We start from the raw sequence: 18,680 nt of genomic DNA, 5'->3' as shown, positions 1-18,680 counted from the left end.
TGCTCAGAACGCTCACGTCCTGTCGAATACAATCGTCGTGCTAAGAGTGCACAATGGTGCAAATAGATGGTGTTTAGGCAGAAAACTGACTATTGAGTGCGACGTACATGGCATTGGTCTCTTTCCAACCAGAAATGCGATGATCGCTTGTGAAATGATAAAATGTGGACTGGTTGTGACGCCAGTTAATGTCCATCAAGCTGTATGCGTAACCCGCATCAGCGTAAAACGGAGTAGTGAGATCGCCGACAAAATCTACGTGCTCGTCATCAAACCCTTCCCGTAAGTAAGACGTCCAGCGCTGAGAGTTAAACAAAGCAACGGAATCGAGACTTGCATGGCCTTCAGATACTGGAGATTGAGAGCTTTCTTCTGAAACTTCAGAAAAATCGACGGAAGAGTTTGGCGATACACTTACGGCTACAAAAGGTTGTAGCTTAGAAAAGTGCGGTACGTGAGCCTTGTGGTCGATTTGCGCAGCAGATACATGCACTGGTAGCAATACCATTGCAAATAGCAGCAAAATCAACTTTCTAAGGTAAATCCAAGGCATAGGAACTCACTAAAAACACAAAGAGCCAAGTTAGGTCACTTGACTCGTTGATAGTATTCCTATTGATTATGGTTCACAACTAAAAAGTTATAAATCTCTGATTTCAGGTTTGCATCGTTATTGCATTTATCAAAACGTCTTTAGAAAACTAGTGTAATTGGTGGTGAGTTATCGATAAAAAATATCGCCCTTATCAACATCTAAGTAGATCTTGTTCTCTTGCTCCAAACCGCCACAATAGATGAAGTAAACGTTGCGCTTTTTGAACGTCACAGAACGAACCCAGCCTCCGAGCTCCTCAAAATCACTCGGATCACAGGTTTCATCGTCTAACAATTGCTGTGTTTTCTTACGGAAAATATCCAAGTGAACTTTTAAATCATCCGACTTCTGTAGGTATTCATCCAATATCTCTAAGCGCTCTTGCTCTTTAATAACTGGCTCTGCATCCGATAACCCTTCAGCATTCAACCATTCGGCTTTTTCTTCTCCACCCTCTTCATAGACAAGATAGCCGGAGATTCGGTACCACCCATCTACTTTTTCTAACACCGATACTTTTTCTCCCTTATAGAGCGTATCGACAACTAAAGCATTAGGGTTAGGCTTGTTGTAAACATTGACACGACGCTCAATAACGTAGTACTCGGTAACTTCCGGGGGAACGGCTTCTAAATCCAGAATCGGTTTGGATGTTTCTTTTTGCAGTGACGATTGCTCGACTTGTGTAGCCTTTGGTGCTTCAGGTTCATCTTTCTGCATAAAGAAGAAATAGTATCCAGCCCCCGCTCCGCCGAGCAACAGCATGACAATCAATGCGACGAGAATTTTCTTCATGCCCTTTTCCTTTTCATTCTTTATTCTTATCCCACCAGCAGCACGCATGTCGTAGAAATTTGGGTATATACTCAAAAGAGCAGGTCAACTAACGCGAGCAATAATGATCAACAGACTCAATTGGATACTACTATTTCTTCTGTTCCCGATAACGGGGCACGCCAATATTCAATGTAACCCATCGTCGTGGAATGACAATCTTACCCAATTCAATCGTTTAGAGTCCAATTACAATCAGCATGTTGAGGTATTCAATACACTTTTGACCGAACATAAACAGCGTCAGTTATTGTCCGAAACCTTTTCACTGCATGAGCTCGTGCGACTTTGGCGTGCCAAGTCGAACCAAAATGTGTTCAAAGCGCAATTAAAAGCATCGATTCAATACAAAGAAGAGCTCACAACTAAAGCGAATCAGCTGCTTAAATTGAGCACACAATCCCAATGGTCAGCAAATGGGTGGGAGATACTGGCCCAGAAGTGCCGCGAGTCAAACAAAACAGCCAATCAAATAACTGCGGAATGGTATAACACCAACGCTTTGGAACTTGCTGAAGATTACAAGCGCCTCTCTTCACAATATCAAACTCTGTCACAAGTCTATGATAAAGAAGCTCGAGCGCTTCAATACGCTCAAGATGTTTCGAAGTAAAAACAGAGCCAGTTTTGAATAGACGATGTTGGTTTTTCACTCCAATATTGGACGTTATTCGTGCTTTTTATCTTTCCTTAGTCGTGAATGATATCAAATGTAAATAATGGGATTGTTCCCTTTGACAAACTTGACTAAACCATGACCAAGACAATCAATTTATAGAGACATACGTCACATTAATGCTTTACTTATGGACATTTTTTGGTTAGTTTAGCCATTAATAAAATTTAATAAAAAGTCACATTTGGCTGGAGATGATGCTACAAACATGGTTATCAATCGATTAAGTAACAGGGAATGTCCTAATGCTACCAAAGCCAAGTTTTTGTCAGTAGTTAGGCACGTAAAAGAGTTCGGTTCAATCAGTGATTTGGATCTGTGTAAAATCTTCGGAGAAACAATATGGAGTGATGGGAGGGAATACCATTCAGCCGCTTTCTCATTCAAGGTTGATAGATACACAGGTAACTGTGAAATCTCACAATACAAAAACTAATAAGGCTTAAGAATTTATAAGGCGGAGTCAGGAAACGGACTCCGCTTTTTTGATCATGGCAATCGTAAAGTCGTGCTCGGAGTACCCCTCAATCAATCGTGTATTCGGACACAGCAACCGACAATAGCGAAAGACACCTTCTTTATTGTGCGACGCTAACATTTTCATGCTGGGTAGTTTGGATTCATCCAACAAGTTAAACACACAACCTTTCTCTGTCGCTCGGTACATTTTCTCAATCATTTCAATGGTGTGATTTGGGTTGGTGGATTGATAGTTCAATGATCCGGAAGCAAAAACAAAGTCGCAACGAGGCAATACCAACGTTGAAAAGTCGCCACATATAAACTTACTTTGCGTACGAAAATCTCGTTTTCTGGCTTCAGAGATAAACTGTTTTTGCTGATCAATGCCAATATAGCTTTGAGGAAGCCCCCCCATAAGTTCGATAAACGCTAACAAGTCTCCGTAGCCGCACCCAATATCTAAAATACTTGAACCGTCTAACGTTAACCCTCGGCACAACGCCTCAAAACGGCTGATCTGACTATGCTTATCTGCCCATCCCAGAGTTCGGGCTCTGTCTTTACCAAACTGTCTATATCGCTTTCGATGATAGTGGGCAATCTTAAGTCTATCGAAAAATTTCATCTTTCTTATGCATAAATCGGCAAACTGCCATTTCCTTTCACTTGTCTAATCGCCAGGTGGGTATGAATATCTTTCACATTTTCTAATCGCTGTAACTTTCTAGTAAATGTTTCATAACCAGCGAGATCTTTACTGACCACCTCTAACAGGTAATCATAGGCCCCTGATACGACATGGCATGAGATCACTTCATCCATCTCAACAACGGCATGTTCAAACTCATCAATCGAAGAAGCTTGGTGGTTATTTAAACTCACTTCAACAAATACAGTCATCGCGATGCCTACGGTGTCTCTGGACACAATAGCTCGATAACCACTAATTACACCTTCCTGCTCCAAACGCTTAATGCGCCTTGCACAAGGTGATGCCGATAGCCCTACTTGGTCAGCAAGTTCTGCAGTTGTCAAAGTGGCATCCTTCTGCATTAGGTTGATAAGTTGCCTGTCAATTTTATCCATTTATTCTTCCGTGCCTTTAATCACTAATAATTAACATTTATACGCAATTTATCACCAACATCAAGCCTAATTACGTCAAACTTTGCCTCCCTTTGGCAAGAGTTTTATTCAACAATTAACACATCATTTACAAATGGACATTTCGATAATGATCTTGGGATACGCAGCTATATTAACGACCTTACTGCTTTGGTCTGGTTTCTTTATTTCTTTAAAAGGGGGCGCAATTTCTGCCTTGCAGCCAGCCGATATCGCGTTAGTTCGCTTTCTAATCCCAAGTATAATTTTATTACCATTTGTGATTAAGCATAAACAGTCGCTGCGCGTCGTGCCTAAACGCTACCTGGTTAGTGTTGTGGTTGGAAGCGGCCTTCCCTATCTTCTGGTCGTCGGAACGGCTATGCATTTCGCTCCCGTGGCGCACGGCAGTGCATTAGTACCTGGCACTTTGCCATTGTTTGTTTCTGCTATCGCGGTACTTTGTTATCAACAGTCGCTGAGTGCTCACCGCTTAATCGGGCTTTCTACGGTGTTGTTAGGCATTTTTGTTTTTCTTCTTTCGAATAGCGGCGCAGAGTACAACTGGTCTCAGTTGCAAGGGCATATCCTGTTTCTAACTGGCAGCATCATGTGGGCTGCTTTCACCATCAGCGCTCGTGTCGCCAATCTTAATGCACACGTCTGTGCAGGATTCGTTGCAATCGCGTCTTTGGCTCTGCTCATCATCGCCGTTGGTTTCGGGTGGGTAGACAGTTATTTGGTGGTAACACCGTTCAGCCAGTGGCCATGGGAGGAGTTATTTGGCCACGCGATGCTACAAGGTGTTGGCGCAGGTTTAATCGCTTCTTTCACTTTCATTTATGCAATTAGGATCATCGGTGCCGAAGCCAGCGCTGCTTTTGGTTCATTAACTCCAGTCGTCGCGACACTTCTTGCCGTTCCAATTTTTGGTGAACAACCAGATTCTCTCACTTGGTTAGCGCTGATGTTGGTCACATGCGGCAGTATTGTGGCAAGCCAAATCTTTATGAAAGGTGGAATGAACCAAACTTATCGCCCACCACTTCACAGATAGCGATGATTTTACAAAAACTTATGCCTTACTATCTTGAATAACAAAATGGCGTTTTGATAGCCTCAGCTTAACTAAAAATTAAAACGCCAATGTGATGCCAGCCACTCATACTAAAGATGAACTGCATAGGTTTCTCAAACCGGGAATGAAACTTTCTACTAATTTCGAATTTGGGCCTAAGGATCAATATACGTATTCCACCACCTATCTTGGGATGAAAGAAAATGCTTATTTGATTCTTGATATACCAATGCGTTTGCTTGAAGAGCAAGTGATGAGAAAACTCCCCAACGCCGATGTCATCGTGCGTGGTGTATCAGATACGGAGTTAGGCCATGTCATTGCGTTTAAGTCCAGCGTGCTGACGACGACCGTTCGACCATCCCCCCTTTTGTTTATCCGCATTCCAGGAACATTTGCAACCAAACCAGTTCGGGAACATGAGCGTTACAAGTTGCAAATGGACTGTAACGTTATTCATGCAGGGAATGTCTACGACGGTAGCCTTATCGATTTCTCTCTAGCAGGTGTTGGTATATCAACCTTGATTGAGCCCGAATTCAACGTGGGTGAGAGTGTTACCATCGAATGCCCGTTAAGCCACTATATCGGAGAAGAAAATCGATGTGTCATTGCCAACATTAAGAAATTGGTGAAGGGATGGGTAGTTGGAATTAAGTTTGCTAGTTCCATTGAGATGACTCACGAACTAAAAACAGAGTTACTGGAGCAATCCTTTCTAACCAGTAACGTCTGAACTTACTGCTCGCTAAAGCGCGTCGCCTCAAAGCTGTTGAGTATTCTGTGAACCGTATAGGTCACAAGCAGCGTCGCAACAATAGCAAACAAAATACTGCTCACGCGATACAGCGCACTGAACATTAAGTCACCATCCGGAGTAAGGTATTGGCCGAAAAGAATACCTAACGTGGTTAAGCCGCCAAATCCGGCTCCCGAACCGCTAGACTCTTTCACGTGCATATAACTGAACATCATAGCCCCAATCCAAAGCAATGGAACGATAAACAATAAGGTATCCGACCAATCGTATAATACAAGTTGTCCTACAATACCAAAGGTCACCCCCATCAAGGTCCCCATTGCTCTTTTTCGCGCATACCCTAAAGCACCGTTCCAATGCATAGGAAACAATAAAAGTAAGGTTGTCGCCTGAGCAGACATAGAGTCACTGAGGTCAAATAGCTGGAATACAAGGAAAGACATTGTAGCGATACTCGCCCCCATAAGGGCTTCATGACGCATGCGATGACTCTGTTTAGGCTGCGACGGTTTCGCTGGTGGCTGACGAGGTTCCGCATCGGGAATCAAAAATGTCACCACATAAGCAACGATCACTGAAATAACATTCGCTTGCAGATTGCTAAAGATTAGGTCATTTAAGTCAGTGGTTGGATAACTCGCAAAGTGCAGCATGATGCTTAAGCTCAGTACGCTGTTCGCTCCAAATAAGAATAAGCTCCCTTTTGACATACAGGCGAATTTATACAGGAACAACCCGAATGCAATGATTGTCATCATGCCTGGGTGCCCACCAAATAACCCACCAAGCACACCAACTTCTAATCCACACACAACCGCTGAAAAAATCAGTTGTCGTGCGGCATGTAGACTCATGACTGGCACCATTCCAAGTAACAGCATCGGGGTTACAGTAAAGAATACGCCATAGTTCCAACCAAATACTTTACATAAAGTGAAACCAATGGTCGCACCAGTTGCAATGCGCAAACACTGACGGAAGTCGTTTTCCGACATGGGGTGGTCCCATAACTTCATATCGCCTCCTCGTTAATAAATATAATGAAGAAGACTCAAGAATTGGATCTGGCACCTCGCTAACCAACCAGATAATGAGTTTTCTGGCAACAACTGCACGGTTGCTCGTGCCCCTGCTGGAAATGCGCGCTGCTGAGGTTCATCGATAGCTAAATGTAAACGTAAGCGCTGCGCGTCTCTCACCCAACGGTTTGAGTCAGTTGGTGTTGCTAAGCGACCATCCGCATCGAATTGACCCGAGCTGACCCCGGCATCCACACTCGTAATACGAGCTTCAAATACATCACCAGGTAAGCTATCAAAAGCCACTAACGCACGGCTGTTCTGATTAAAGTGTCGTAAACTCTTTTCACGAAAGTCGGCAATGATATCCACGTCATCGGAGACTAAAGCGACAAGAGGTGTACCAGCTGCCGCATAGGCCCCCGTCTCCAGCTGCAAGTTAGCGACAACGCCATCATGTTCCGCCGAGACTTGAGTGTAAGACAGATTAAGTTCCGCTTGTTTTAGCTGGTTTTGCGCCACGCGGATATTCACATTCGTTGCGCCTAAATCACCGCGGTTTACTTCCAACTCTTTTAAACGAGCACGTGCGGCCAGTAAGTTCGCTTTAGCTGCCGTTGCACTGCTCTGTGCGTCATCGCGCTGCTGTTGCGAAGTACCATTACGGTGAAACAGAGTATTAAGACGTTTTGCTTCGCGAACTTTTTGTTCCGCCACGATTTTGCTCGCTTCAACGTCTGCTTTTGCCGCAGCAATAGAAGCATCAAGTTGTTCGTTGTTTTGAATCACACGCTCAAGGTTAAGTTGAGCCTTTTCTACGGCGAGCTGATAAGGCTGGGGATCAATCTGAAATAGTAGATCGCCTTGGCTTATTTCTTGGTTGTTGGCAACATAAAGATGCGTAATCTGCCCACTCACACGGGGGGCCACTTTAGTTACCACACGCGTTGCCATTGCCTGAGGCGTCAACGGCATGGCGAGATCTGCAACTAGAAAATAGGCAAAGACAAGGACAAACGCGACGCAAGAATATTTGATCCAACGTGCGAATTTTTGATCTGGAGTCATAGGCGTTTACTTCTCTTTTTATTCGGTTTTCTGACTTATTCGCTAAGTGAATCAAGCGCATTGTGAGCAATCTGATCAAGAATCAATGAAAGCTGCTGAAGTTCCTGGTCGTTGATGTCCGTTAGGAGCTTGCTTCGAACTTGAAGAATTCGAGCCTCCATTTGCTTTAGTAGGGTTTTCCCCTCTTCTGTGAGGCTAACAATACGTGCTCGCTTATCGTGTTCACAGCAATGGCGAACGATCAGAGATTGCTCTTCTAATAATTTTAATGTTCGCATCAACGACGCTAACTCGATCTCAAGCGCTTCAGCCAAATGCTTCTGACTGATGTTGTCACCCATTCGATAAAGCTTCCATAACGCAGTCCAACGCGGATACGTTAGGTTTAAAGGCTCTAACTCGCGATCTGCAACCATTTTCCACAAACGAGCAACACGAGATAATTTTTCAGCCAGAGAAAGGTCTCGCAAACTGTTGATGTCTTGAATCATAAGATCTACTCAATTACTTAGCGTGCTAAGTAATATAAAATAGTTAGCACGCTAAGTAAATATCTTTTTGTGATTGAAATCACGTTGGGTGTGTCAGTGAAGGGGCAGAAATCTAAGTAACACAACACTATGTTTGAACTTGAAATGCAGCGATGTACACAACAAACGTCGAGACCAATAAAGTCTGATTTGTATAAGAGTAAAAGGGTCAGATACAAAAAAGCACAACCCACTGTCATGGTGTTGTGCTTTTCAGATAATGAATAATTGGGTTATCTCGTAGTGAGCCAATTCCTTATGTTCGCTCAACTAAGAACCGCTGCTTAAAATCCACAAATGCTTCATGGAGCGCATTTTCTTTAATCGGCTTGAGAAGCACGTAATTCGCACCCGATTCCATAAAGGCGTCACTGGTTTCTTTCGCGGTGTCAGCAGTACACGCATAAATTGGCGTGCCTAGTTTTAGCTTTTGTCGGATCTCTTTGGTCGTTTCAATTCCACCAAGATGCGGAAGTTGGTTGTCCATCAGTATCAAATCGTAAGTATGATCTTTTAAGAATTCCATTGCTTCTAACCCATCTTTCGCCCAATCAACCTGCATTTTGTACTTGTTACAAAACGCTTTTAGAATGAATGCGTTAGTATGGTTATCCTCTACCAACAACACTTTGAGACTCTCTGCAAATAGTTCACCTGGCTTAACTCGCAAACTCGAATCAAGAGGGGTGAGTACTCGCTCACGATCTTTCACTGGCATTGTAATGACAAAAGTCGTTCCTAAGCCTTTCTGACTGCGGACTTGAACATCACCTTCCAGCATGTCGACGAGGCTCTTCACAATGGTCAGCCCTAAGCCACTGCCGCCGTATTCTCGAGTCGTTGTTGCTTCTTCTTGAACAAAAGGTTCGAACATTTGGTCGAGTTTGTCAGACTCGATGCCGATACCTGTATCCGTAATTTCCACGACCAGCACGCTATTGTCAGCGCCATAGAACTGCTCAAGTTCAGCATGCAAGCGCACGCTACCCGAGGGCGTAAACTTTACTGAGTTACTGACTAGGTTGAATAAAATTTGGTTCAGACGAACTTGGTCAGTAAAGATTTCAACATTGGGATCTATTTTGTTTTCAATGACAAGGTTGACGCCTTTACTTTCACAAATAGGACGATAAATGTTTTCTAACGTTCGAATTGTATCAGTGAAAGAAAACGGGTGCTTTTGGATATTAAACTTACCCTGCTCAATCTTCGAAAAGTCCAAAATATCATTCAAAACAGCAAGTAAGTGCTCACCACTATGTCGAAGTACGTCAATTTGGTTATTCTGCTCTTCTGTTTCCACAGAGTCTTTTAGCAATTGAGCAACCCCTAAAATTCCATTGATTGGCGTTCGGATCTCATGGCTCATTTTAGCCAGAAAGTCGGCACGGGCTTGAGCAGATTTCTCTGCTTCTTTGCGCGCCAAGTTACTCTGTTTTTCCGCCTCAATTAGCGTGGTAATATCCTGACCTTGAACAATAATACCGCTAATATCTCCATCAACTCGAATCGGCGATAAGTTCCAGCGATATACTTTATCTCCAATTGGCACATTAACGCCTGTCAACGTAGCTCCCTGAGCCGCCATGCGAAGGTGTGGCATCAACTTTTCTTTGAAACCTTTGAACACTGGGTGCATGGTTTCAACATCGTTTTCCATGACTAACTCTTTGCGTGCTGCCGGATTGATTTGGACAAGCACACCCGATTCAGACCACACCATAATAGGTGATAACGCAAAGTTAAACAGGTCGCGGAAAGAGCGCTTTTGTGCTTCAAGCTCTTCAAAAGTGTTTTCTAGTGTCGAACCAATATGATCGAATTCCTCAATATCTGACCCCTCAAAACGCTCAAATCCTTTTTCTTCACGAGCCGAGCGGGTATATGCCATCAGGGATCCTAACTCTTCAACTACTCGATTCTCGATCCATTCTTTAGTCATTAGCGCAATCATGACCATACCGATAACTGAGGCTAGCATTGCTAGCAGGTGTTGGATTTGCAATGTCACCACGCTCTGATTGTCTTGCACAGTAAGCAAGCACAAGTCAGTCTCGGCGGCATTTACCTCAATAGGGGTTTTGATGATCAATAATTGGTCAAGCTTGTGCTGGGACTCTCGTCGTTTGAGTACGTCAAATATTTGATAAGCCTCATCTCCTACTAATGAGCTTGCCAATGGTGTGTTGTTAGCGACCAACACAACATTGTCGACGTTGCCTTCATTTTTTAGCCTTTCCATCAACCCAAAGTTATTATCTAAAACAACAACATTGTAAGAGTACCCCATCACTTCACCGGTTTTAGGTTGTAAAACGGGTACGCGACGAAGTAACAGATGGCGAGTTCCCATCGGGGTCTGTGAGGGTAGATAATACCAGTTGTTGCTAAAGGTCACTTGACTGGCAAGTCGGCTAAGTATCAGGTTGTTGATGCCATAGAAATGCGCGTTGCCATCGTCCCAAATAATACCTTGATGATCGGTTAGGAAACGAAACTCCGGTGTATGGGAAGGATCACTCTGGTCAATACTCATGAAAAAGTAATTGAGTGCCTCTTCATCACGTTCTGTATAAAAATCCAATACAACATCACTTTTCGAATTGCTGTTGTGATGAATCTGAATCGCTGCAAAATGGCTATCAAAAATGTTCAGGATCAGGGCAGAGGTCTGCTGCTTGGTTCGGTCGACTTCCTGCCAAATAATCTGCTTCGAGAAGTAATAACTCTGAACAAAGATGCCTAGAATGATCGGAGCAAGTACGAGAATAATTATTTTGGTAATAAGCGTCGACAGTGAGCGACGCTTTCTTGTTTTTGATGTAGTTGTCATCAATTATCTGAGTATCTAAATGCACGTTTTCTTAATGCTTCAATTCTTTCTGGAGAGTCCGATTTGGTAACGACTTCAAAATCACCAGAGTAAACGGTGGGAACTGGCTTTCCTTCTAAATCCCACTTAATGGCCTCAGCCATTGCAATACCTGTATCATCGTTCATACGCATAACGGTAACGTCTAACTCCCCTTTAGAAAGCGCCTCTAACTCTGCTGAACCGCCGCCCCAACCATTGATCATGACATCATCACGACCTAACTCTTTAAGAGCGTCAACAGCACCTAATGCTACATCGGTAGAACACGCGTAAATGAAGTCAACGTCCGGATACTTCTCCAAACTGGCTTTTGCAGCTTCATACCCAGATTGCTTTGTTGCTTTGGTGTAGTAAGCAGATTGTAGTTCAAATTGATTATCGCGGTTCACTTGGTTGATAAAAGTGTTGCCTCTGATGTCACTAATGTAGCCCTCTGAGAAGTAGAGAACACTATAGTGGCTATGTTTAGGGAAACGCTTGCCAAACTCAACGGCCAATTCACGACTTCCTTCTGCGTGGTCGAAACCAACATAAAGAAACGGCTGATGATGTTCCCAATCCCTAACAGGTGTGGTGATATTTTGTAAAATTAACTTGGTTTTCTTTGAATCTAAGACATGCTCAACAAACTTACGATGTCTTGTGGTATCTAGAGTAAAGATCAAGTAATCGGAGTTGCTTTTCAGCGCCTCCATTAAAGACAAACTTTGCTGCTTTATATCTGCATTAGGACGAGTAAACACTTGATTTAGTTGATAGTCGATATCAAGCTTATCTAGGCGTTTTTCAAACGCATCGATGTTTCGAATCCAATAATCAGAGATCTGCTGCCCTGGATAAACAACAGAAATTTTCAGTGGACGCTTTTTGTCTTTTGCTACGGGTACAGGGGTTTCTCTTACCACTTCAGCCAACGCACTAGTTAACTGCTTCTGTTGTGGAAACTGGTCTAAAAACTCTTGATATGCCCAATACCCATTAAGAACTTGGGTGGCCTGCACATTCGGCGCAAAAGCGGCCATTGAAATCAGGGAGAATACTAACGCTTTTTTCATCTACTGCTCTTTTAGCTTTTTTATGAGCCTAATTCAGCTCTATTCATTACCTAGCCGAGTCATCCTATACTCTTGTAATCTACCTTCCTCTTAGTGCCTGTTTCAATAGTAAATTGGTTCTTGGTCTGAGTGGATGCAAATAAAGTACATTGAGTCGCTTCCTTTGTCTCGATGACGTAGAGACATTTCGCGCTTTTCATACTCAGGACCTGTAAACAGAACACCAGCCCATTATGCGTCAGTTTATTCCTACATGGTACTCCAAAAACAAAAAGAAACCGCCAATGTGACATAGGCGGTTTCCGTGTATCTTTGCGTAGCAAGGGCTTATCAGAGTGCCACTATCTCTAACATCATTTGTTGATGTTCGTCGACGACAATATTTGCTTTTGACATAACGAGCAGCTCTTTTTTCGCTTTAGTTAGTTGCTTAATATAGTACTCTGCTCGCATGGCAAGCGTCTTTGACTCAAAATCCGATGACCATTCCAATACCAAAGGGCCTTTTCCCTTCAAAGCTTTCGCTCCTTTTCCGGTTTGGTGCTGATTGAATCTTCGTTCAACATCATTGGTAACACCACAATACAACGCGTTGCGGTTATTTCGTATCAGGTAGACACTCCAACGCTGCGTTGTATTTTCCATCATGAAAGCAGTGACTCAACCTTAGCTTTTAATTCATCCAGCTCTTCTTTCAGCTGAGCGACTTCGAGCTCTAGCTGGCTTACTCGATCGGAGCTCGAGCTTGCAGCAGACACAGGCGCTGCAAGTTCGGACGCATCAACATCACCACAGAACAAATGCATATAACGCGACTCCCGCTTACCAGCCTCACGTGGTAATTTGACCACTAATGGTCCTTTCTCTTCGCTTGCTAAATGCTCAAGGACCGTTTCCACTTCTTTTACATCATGAAATGTCGCGAGACGATTAGTACGAGTACGAATTTCCCCAGGTGTTTGAGCACCGCGCAAAAGCATACAGCATACAATGCCCTTCTCCTGCTCTGTCAGCTTTAAATCACCAAATTCCGTATTACAGAAACGGTGTTGATACTTGCTGACGCGGCTGTTGAACGCACTTTCGTCACTGACGAGCCTGCGCTCAATAAGAGCATCAACGGCATCGAGTACGTCTGACTCTGAGAGTGACATCACGGGATCACGGTTGCTTTTTTGATTACACGCGTTGGTTAATGCGTTTAGGCTGAGGGGGTAAAGATCTGGGGTAGTGACTTCTTTTTCGATCAAGCAACCAATAACTCGTGCTTCAATTGCCGTTAGCTCAACTTTCATAATGCATTTCCTTATTATTTTTGCATTTGACTTTGTACCTAAATCGCTTCGAAATCATACGCCATAAATTCACACAGCAGTGCAAGAAGCGTTAGCGGTTCAGGTGTTGGTGTCAGGCTAAAGCATAGCGTAAGACCTGACACCCCTTACGAATAGGGTCAGGTATCAATGCTCCGAGAGAATCGGCACTCTCGTCAAATTGCCATCTTGGTCGACCATCATTATTTTTGAACGATTAAGCTCAACTTCGATGATTTCGAGTTGCTCGCGTGAGTTGATATACGCCGTTTTTAACTTTTCAGCCACAGAGCGAGTGACTTGCTCATTATCTTGACTATTTACTTGCTCCGCAGTGTTACCAGAGTCCATATCAAGTTCATCATTTTGCATTCAATGGTGTTGATAATATAGTGAAGGCCACGTTATGACAATGAATCGATGGATTCTACGATGTTGGCCAAAACTCGAAGAAAGCAGCACGATTATATGGACACAGCGCAATTGGTTGAGAAATGTTCAACTCTGCATTGCTATTGATCTAAAGACTGTTATGCCACTGGATGTTGTGCTTTAATCGAGGAAGATATTCATAAAATTAGGAAAGAGAACTATGAGTAGCGTATTTGAAATCGTTAACCAAGCTCGTCGTAAAAACAAACTAAAACGTGAGCTTCTTGATAACGAGAAGAAAGTTCGTGATAACCGTAAACGTGTTGATCTTCTAGAAAACCTTCTAGACTACATCAAACCAGAAATGACTCACGATGAAATCGTCGCAATCATCAAAAATATGAAAGCAGACTATGAAGATCGTGTTGATGACCACATCATTAAAAGCGCTGAGATCTCTAAAGCACGTCGTGACATCAGCCGTCGCATTCGTGAGCTGACTGAAGAAGACAAGCAAACTAGCGGCAAAAAATAAACGCGTAAGCTAGATTTTCGAACCCCGAGCAAGAATATCTTCCTCGGGGTTTATTTTTGTCTCTAAACTAACCGCCGTGTACAATCAATCTAACTCTTATTCCTAACGCATTCAGCTTTCTATGTCTTCAACTACGACAAGTACACAACCAACGCTTGCAAAACAATTATTTACAATGACCTGGCCAATGCTTTTTGGCGTTCTGTCTTTAATGAGCTTTCAGCTTGTGGATAGCGCGTTTATCGGTCAGCTCGGCGTTTTACCGTTAGCCGCTCAAGGTTTCACTCTGCCTTTGCAAATGGTCATTATCGGCATTCAAGTCGGTCTAGGGATCGCAACGACAGCGGTCATTTCTAAAGCTCTTGGGGCGAATGAAAGTCGGTATGCCAAACAACTTGGCGGATTGGTATTGATGATCGGCTCAATTGGTGTCGCTATTTTTGGCGGGCTAATTTGGCTTTTGCGCTACCCCATTTTAGCTCTATTAAGCGCTCCAGAATCTGTTATGCCGATAATCGACAGTTACTGGCCTTGGTGGTTATTAAGCTCATGGACTGGTGCGGTTTTGTATTTTTACTACAGTATCTGCCGAGCTAATGGCAATACAATGTTACCTGGCACAATGATGATGATAACCAGCGGCGTGAACCTTGTACTCGATCCGCTATTTATTTTCACGTTTGACTTGGGTATTAACGGAGCGGCAATAGCAACCATCGTCGCTTTTGGGTTTGGTATTTTAGTCGTAGCTCCTCGCGTGAAGAAGAATCACTGGGCAACGACACAATGGCAAGATCTTAACGTAGCCAAAAGTGTTGCATCTATCGGTAACATTATGGGCCCTGCGATGATTAGCCAACTGCTGCCACCGTTGTCTTCCATGCTAGCAACAAAATTATTGGCAAGCTTTGGAACCGCAGCAGTCGCCGCTTGGGCGCTTGGTTCACGCTATGAGTTCTTTGCTATCGTTTCGGTCTTGGCGCTGACAATGTCTATGCCTCCAATGGTTGGACGCTTACTTGGAGCAAAGAACTATGAAGATATCCAAAGGCTCGTCAGCATTGCCGTAAAATTCATTCTAGGTTTCCAACTTTTGATTGCTGCCATTACATTTGCCGTCGCAAACCCACTCGCATTATTGATGACAAGTGATGTGCAAGTGGAGCAAGTCTTGGAAATGCATTTACTGATAGTGCCGATCAGTTTGGGTTCATTAGGGGTTTGTATGCTAATGGTTTCTCTTTGTAATGCATTAGGCAAATCTTACACCGCACTCACCATTTCAGCGCTGCGCTTGTTTGTCTTTTTCCTACCGTGCTTGTGGGTTGGCGCTCAAATGGATGGAATCCGAGGTTTACTCTTAGGCGCTTGTATCGGCAACCTGTTAGCTGGTGTTTCCGCATACCTAACCTATCGCCAAACCATACGCAAACTCGCAGGCGGTCAAGCCAACGCACAACAATGAATAATCAGAACTAAGCCCCTGAAGTGGGGCTTTATCGTTTTGACACCTTGTCTAAGTTGAAATGTTAGCTAGGCGAGTTTTAATTCACTAAAGAGCTCAAATAACTGGTTCGATTTATACGGCTTAGGTAAATAAGCATCCATGCCTGCCGCAAAACAGTTGTGGATGTCTTCTTCCAAAACACTCGCAGTGAGTGCGATAATCATCGTTTTTTCGCGTCCTGCTTTCTTTTCCCAACGACGAATTTCTTTCGTCGCGGTCAGTCCATCCATCACGGGCATCATGCAGTCCATTAAAATTGCATCGAATTCTTCTCCCTTTGTGATGGCTTCTAACGCTTCTTGACCGTTGCTTGTTATCAAATAGTCATAACCTGCTTTATCCAGAAAAAAACTCGCTATTTTCTGGTTCATCAAATTATCCTCCGCAATTAAGATCCTCCGATGAGAGCGCGACACTCGATATTCAGAGCTGACAACATTATTGGTGACATTGTCACTTGATATAGTCTTTTCAACCTTAGCTAAATCATCAATGACATGCTTAAATCGATTGCCAAGGAAAGGTAATGTGAGTACGGCATGTACTTTTTCTGCATTTTCGTAGGGAGTGGATAAATGATGCTGGCAAATAATCACACGGCGAAGATCGTAATTAAATGATAGATTATCCAAGATTTCATCGGTATTAGCGTCGTTACTGTGGCACAGAAATATGACATCAAAGTCATCATTTATCGCTTGCACTTCATTCACATTATTAACACCAAAGAGGTTGATTTTCGCTAAGCGACACTCTTTTAATACTTGGTCGGCGTAGTCGTAATTTGAGCAGATCAAAAGCCCTTTATTAATCACCTCCGAACGCCAGCCAAACACCGGAATTGCTTCAACCTCAATCGAGAATTCAAAGCATGTGCCCACTCCTTTTGTAGATGTTGCTACGAGCTTGCCCCCCATCATCGACACAAGCTGACAACAAATTGCCAAACCCAACCCTGTACCGCCAAATTGCCTCGACACTCCTTCATCTTCCTGAGTAAAGGGTTCAAAAATCGTGGTTAACTTATCTTGATCAATGCCTATTCCGGTATCTTCTACTTTAAACTTCAGCACTCCACGTTCTTTCTCAAGTAACTCCTCATAACTAACATCAACGCATACATGCCCACTTTCGGTAAACTTAACCGCATTCGATACCAGATTCGTAACGACCTGTTTGACACGATGATCATCGACCATCACGCGAATGGGGATATTTTCAGCTAAATTAATACCTAACTTTAGCTGTTTAGATGTTGCTTTGGATTGGAATAAAATCATCGACTGATACACGACTTCTCGGATATCCGCTTCTACTAGTGACAGCTCCAATCGTCCAGACTCGATTTTAGAGAGATCCAATATATCGTTAAGTAAAGTAAGCAGTGTTTGAGATGAGGAGTCAATGTCATCAACAACTTCTTGTTGATGCGAAGACAACTCACTTTGAGAGAGTATTTCTGTCATGCCCATGATCCCGTTAAGGGGCGTGCGTATTTCATGTGACATGTTGGCAAGAAACACAGATTTTGCACGATTAGCCGATACTGCTGACTCTTTTGCATGCAGTATTTCTTCAGTTTGTCTCTGCATTTCTTCAACCACTCGATTCACTTGCTGAGCAAAAATGGTCAGTTCATCACTTCCATCAACTTTGACTTTTGTTTGCTTCTCTTCGGAGTTGATCAACGCGTTTAAAGTGTGAATGATCGCATCGAGTTTGCTGTTAACTCGGAACCAAGTACTAAATCCGAGCCAACAAAGCAGGATAACCACTAAGGCAACGCCAAAACTGATCACCGCTATATTGGCCTTTTGTTCATGAACCTGCGTGAGAAGCGACTGCTCAGTTTGTTTGGTGAACCCATCAATGAGCACTTGTAAGCGCTGCACACGAAAATCGAGTTCTTTTAAATATGCGGCGTAGTCACTTTGTGACATGTCTCCTGACATTAATTGTCCGCGAGACGCCAAGTTTCTCTGATATCTCGGCGAAGTAAACAAGCCAAGCAATTTATCCACTTGCTCGTATGACCCACCTAAGTTTAAAAACGCATCCAAATTTTGCTGCTGTCGGTCAATCGCCTGATAAAACATACTTTGACTTAGCCGACTCTCAGGGTCTTGGACTAAACGGTTCGTCAGCCAAGCTTCTTTCTGTGTCCAAAAAGAGAGCTGAGCAAGGTAGGCAATAAAATTTTGCATGCGAATGCCGTCGTCACTGCCATACCATTGATGATTTTGCAACAAAGAGCGCGACATATTTTGGAGCTGTTGAAATGCCCAATCACCCAGGTCGTCCATCTCACTCAATCTACCTGACAATACCCCCAGCATGGCTTCTTTCAGTTCATCAGCATACTCAGCAGTATTAGGGTTACTCACAAACTTTTGATGCAAAGAAGAAATAACTTCACCTTGTTCTTCAATATTAATGGCTGCAGAGACTTGAAGATCAGGCTGTCGGCGTACTTTCTCTATGGAGTAAATAAAGTGGGAGGCCTTGGATATCAATTGGAAACCTTGAATATTGCTAACCGTTTGATTGAGACGGCTCACGCGCAACGCATTATCAGAAAACTGCTGAACTGCAAACACCACTATTACCACAGCGGGTAATAGTGCGAGGAGTGCTAAGCGTGTTTTTATTGATAATCTCAACATCCATCAGCCTAATGGTTGATTTCATCCGTTTATTTAATATTAGACTAGTTTCCTGCATTGAAAGGCATATACGACATTGTTACTTTCAAACAACATTCACCTACCTAGATTATGGTTATTGTGAGTGTTTTATCATCGGCTAATGAAGTGGCAATTGTGATTCAAGTCATATTTTTTGATTTTAAAGTTGGATGCAAACAATAAAGTTTCACTCACAAATAAGAGTCGCATCAC

General features: G+C 43.2%; 18 protein-coding genes. 5 read left to right on the top strand and 13 right to left on the bottom strand.

The features are described 5' to 3' along the window. Positions 1-73 precede the first annotated feature (73 nt). Complete coding sequence (locus R7E00_RS01620) at positions 74-553, bottom strand: hypothetical protein (protein ID WP_213986362.1); 480 nt, start codon at positions 551-553, stop codon at positions 74-76. A 168-nt stretch (positions 554-721) separates the two neighbouring features. Next, positions 722-1,390 (bottom strand): SH3 domain-containing protein, encoded by a 669-nt coding sequence (locus R7E00_RS01615; protein WP_005385650.1) that lies wholly within the window; start codon positions 1,388-1,390, stop codon positions 722-724. A 103-nt stretch (positions 1,391-1,493) separates the two neighbouring features. On the opposite strand from R7E00_RS01615, the gene R7E00_RS01610 reads away from it, so the two are divergent. Next, entirely contained in the window at positions 1,494-2,042 is a 549-nt protein-coding gene (locus R7E00_RS01610; protein WP_213986361.1) for an ATPase, read from the top strand. A gap of 526 nt (positions 2,043-2,568) precedes the next feature. On the opposite strand, the gene R7E00_RS01600 is transcribed toward R7E00_RS01610, so the two are convergent. Together R7E00_RS01600 and R7E00_RS01595 are read right to left on the bottom strand one after the other, a co-directional pair. Further along, entirely contained in the window at positions 2,569-3,192 is a 624-nt protein-coding gene (locus R7E00_RS01600) for a class I SAM-dependent methyltransferase (protein WP_213986360.1), read from the bottom strand. 5 nt (positions 3,193-3,197) lie between these two features. After that, positions 3,198-3,653: an Lrp/AsnC family transcriptional regulator gene (locus R7E00_RS01595; protein WP_005373581.1), complete on the bottom strand. Its 456-nt coding sequence runs from the start codon at positions 3,651-3,653 to the stop codon at positions 3,198-3,200. A 148-nt stretch (positions 3,654-3,801) separates the two neighbouring features. On the opposite strand from R7E00_RS01595, the gene R7E00_RS01590 reads away from it, so the two are divergent. Then, positions 3,802-4,728 (top strand): DMT family transporter, encoded by a 927-nt coding sequence (locus R7E00_RS01590; RefSeq protein ID WP_054729663.1) that lies wholly within the window; start codon positions 3,802-3,804, stop codon positions 4,726-4,728. A 94-nt stretch (positions 4,729-4,822) separates the two neighbouring features. After that, on the top strand, positions 4,823-5,485 hold the full coding sequence (locus tag R7E00_RS01585) for a flagellar brake protein (RefSeq protein WP_005373585.1): 663 nt from the start codon (positions 4,823-4,825) through the stop codon (positions 5,483-5,485). A 2-nt stretch (positions 5,486-5,487) separates the two neighbouring features. Here the strand turns inward: R7E00_RS01585 and R7E00_RS01580 are convergent, their stop codons facing one another. The 8 genes from R7E00_RS01580 to R7E00_RS01545 all read right to left on the bottom strand — a co-directional run bounded on the left by R7E00_RS01580 (position 5,488) and on the right by R7E00_RS01545 (position 13,720). After that, positions 5,488-6,525 (bottom strand): DUF2955 domain-containing protein, encoded by a 1,038-nt coding sequence (locus R7E00_RS01580; protein ID WP_017635179.1) that lies wholly within the window; start codon positions 6,523-6,525, stop codon positions 5,488-5,490. 12 nt (positions 6,526-6,537) lie between these two features. After that, positions 6,538-7,596 (bottom strand): HlyD family secretion protein, encoded by a 1,059-nt coding sequence (locus R7E00_RS01575; RefSeq protein WP_017635178.1) that lies wholly within the window; start codon positions 7,594-7,596, stop codon positions 6,538-6,540. A gap of 35 nt (positions 7,597-7,631) precedes the next feature. Beyond that, on the bottom strand, positions 7,632-8,087 hold the full coding sequence (gene slyA / locus R7E00_RS01570; RefSeq protein ID WP_017635177.1) for a transcriptional regulator SlyA: 456 nt from the start codon (positions 8,085-8,087) through the stop codon (positions 7,632-7,634). A gap of 295 nt (positions 8,088-8,382) precedes the next feature. Then, positions 8,383-10,959 carry a quorum-sensing autoinducer 2 sensor kinase/phosphatase LuxQ gene (gene luxQ / locus R7E00_RS01565; protein WP_017635176.1) on the bottom strand — a complete coding sequence of 859 codons (2,577 nt, stop codon included), beginning with the start codon at positions 10,957-10,959 and terminating at the stop codon, positions 8,383-8,385. Further along, the gene (locus R7E00_RS01560) at positions 10,959-12,056 is read right to left on the bottom strand and encodes an autoinducer 2-binding periplasmic protein LuxP (protein ID WP_005385634.1); all 1,098 of its coding nucleotides are present in this window, start codon (positions 12,054-12,056) and stop codon (positions 10,959-10,961) included. Before R7E00_RS01560 ends, luxQ begins: the two co-directional genes overlap by 1 nt. A 330-nt stretch (positions 12,057-12,386) precedes the next feature. Then, the gene (locus R7E00_RS01555) at positions 12,387-12,704 is read right to left on the bottom strand and encodes a GIY-YIG nuclease family protein (protein WP_053304534.1); all 318 of its coding nucleotides are present in this window, start codon (positions 12,702-12,704) and stop codon (positions 12,387-12,389) included. After that, complete coding sequence (locus R7E00_RS01550) at positions 12,701-13,351, bottom strand: YceH family protein (RefSeq protein WP_005373594.1); 651 nt, start codon at positions 13,349-13,351, stop codon at positions 12,701-12,703. Before R7E00_RS01550 ends, R7E00_RS01555 begins: the two co-directional genes overlap by 4 nt. 165 nt (positions 13,352-13,516) lie before the next feature. After that, positions 13,517-13,720 (bottom strand): hypothetical protein, encoded by a 204-nt coding sequence (locus tag R7E00_RS01545; RefSeq protein ID WP_253819668.1) that lies wholly within the window; start codon positions 13,718-13,720, stop codon positions 13,517-13,519. Between the two features lie 241 nt (positions 13,721-13,961). On the opposite strand from R7E00_RS01545, the gene R7E00_RS01540 reads away from it, so the two are divergent. Further along, positions 13,962-14,276 carry a DUF496 family protein gene (locus R7E00_RS01540; protein WP_005373603.1) on the top strand — a complete coding sequence of 105 codons (315 nt, stop codon included), beginning with the start codon at positions 13,962-13,964 and terminating at the stop codon, positions 14,274-14,276. 121 nt (positions 14,277-14,397) lie between these two features. Beyond that, positions 14,398-15,741, top strand: a complete 1,344-nt coding sequence (locus R7E00_RS01535; protein WP_054576122.1) for an MATE family efflux transporter — start codon at positions 14,398-14,400, stop codon at positions 15,739-15,741. Between the two features lie 68 nt (positions 15,742-15,809). On the opposite strand, the gene R7E00_RS01530 is transcribed toward R7E00_RS01535, so the two are convergent. Continuing rightward, positions 15,810-18,446, bottom strand: coding sequence for an ATP-binding protein (locus R7E00_RS01530; protein WP_262606152.1), 2,637 nt, complete (start codon positions 18,444-18,446; stop codon positions 15,810-15,812). Positions 18,447-18,680 lie beyond the last annotated feature (234 nt).

The sequence above is a fragment of the Vibrio sp. Vb1755 genome (assembly GCF_033338635.1).
Classification (GTDB): domain Bacteria; phylum Pseudomonadota; class Gammaproteobacteria; order Enterobacterales; family Vibrionaceae; genus Vibrio; species Vibrio alginolyticus.
This window is presented reverse-complemented; position numbering and strand designations above follow the sequence as displayed.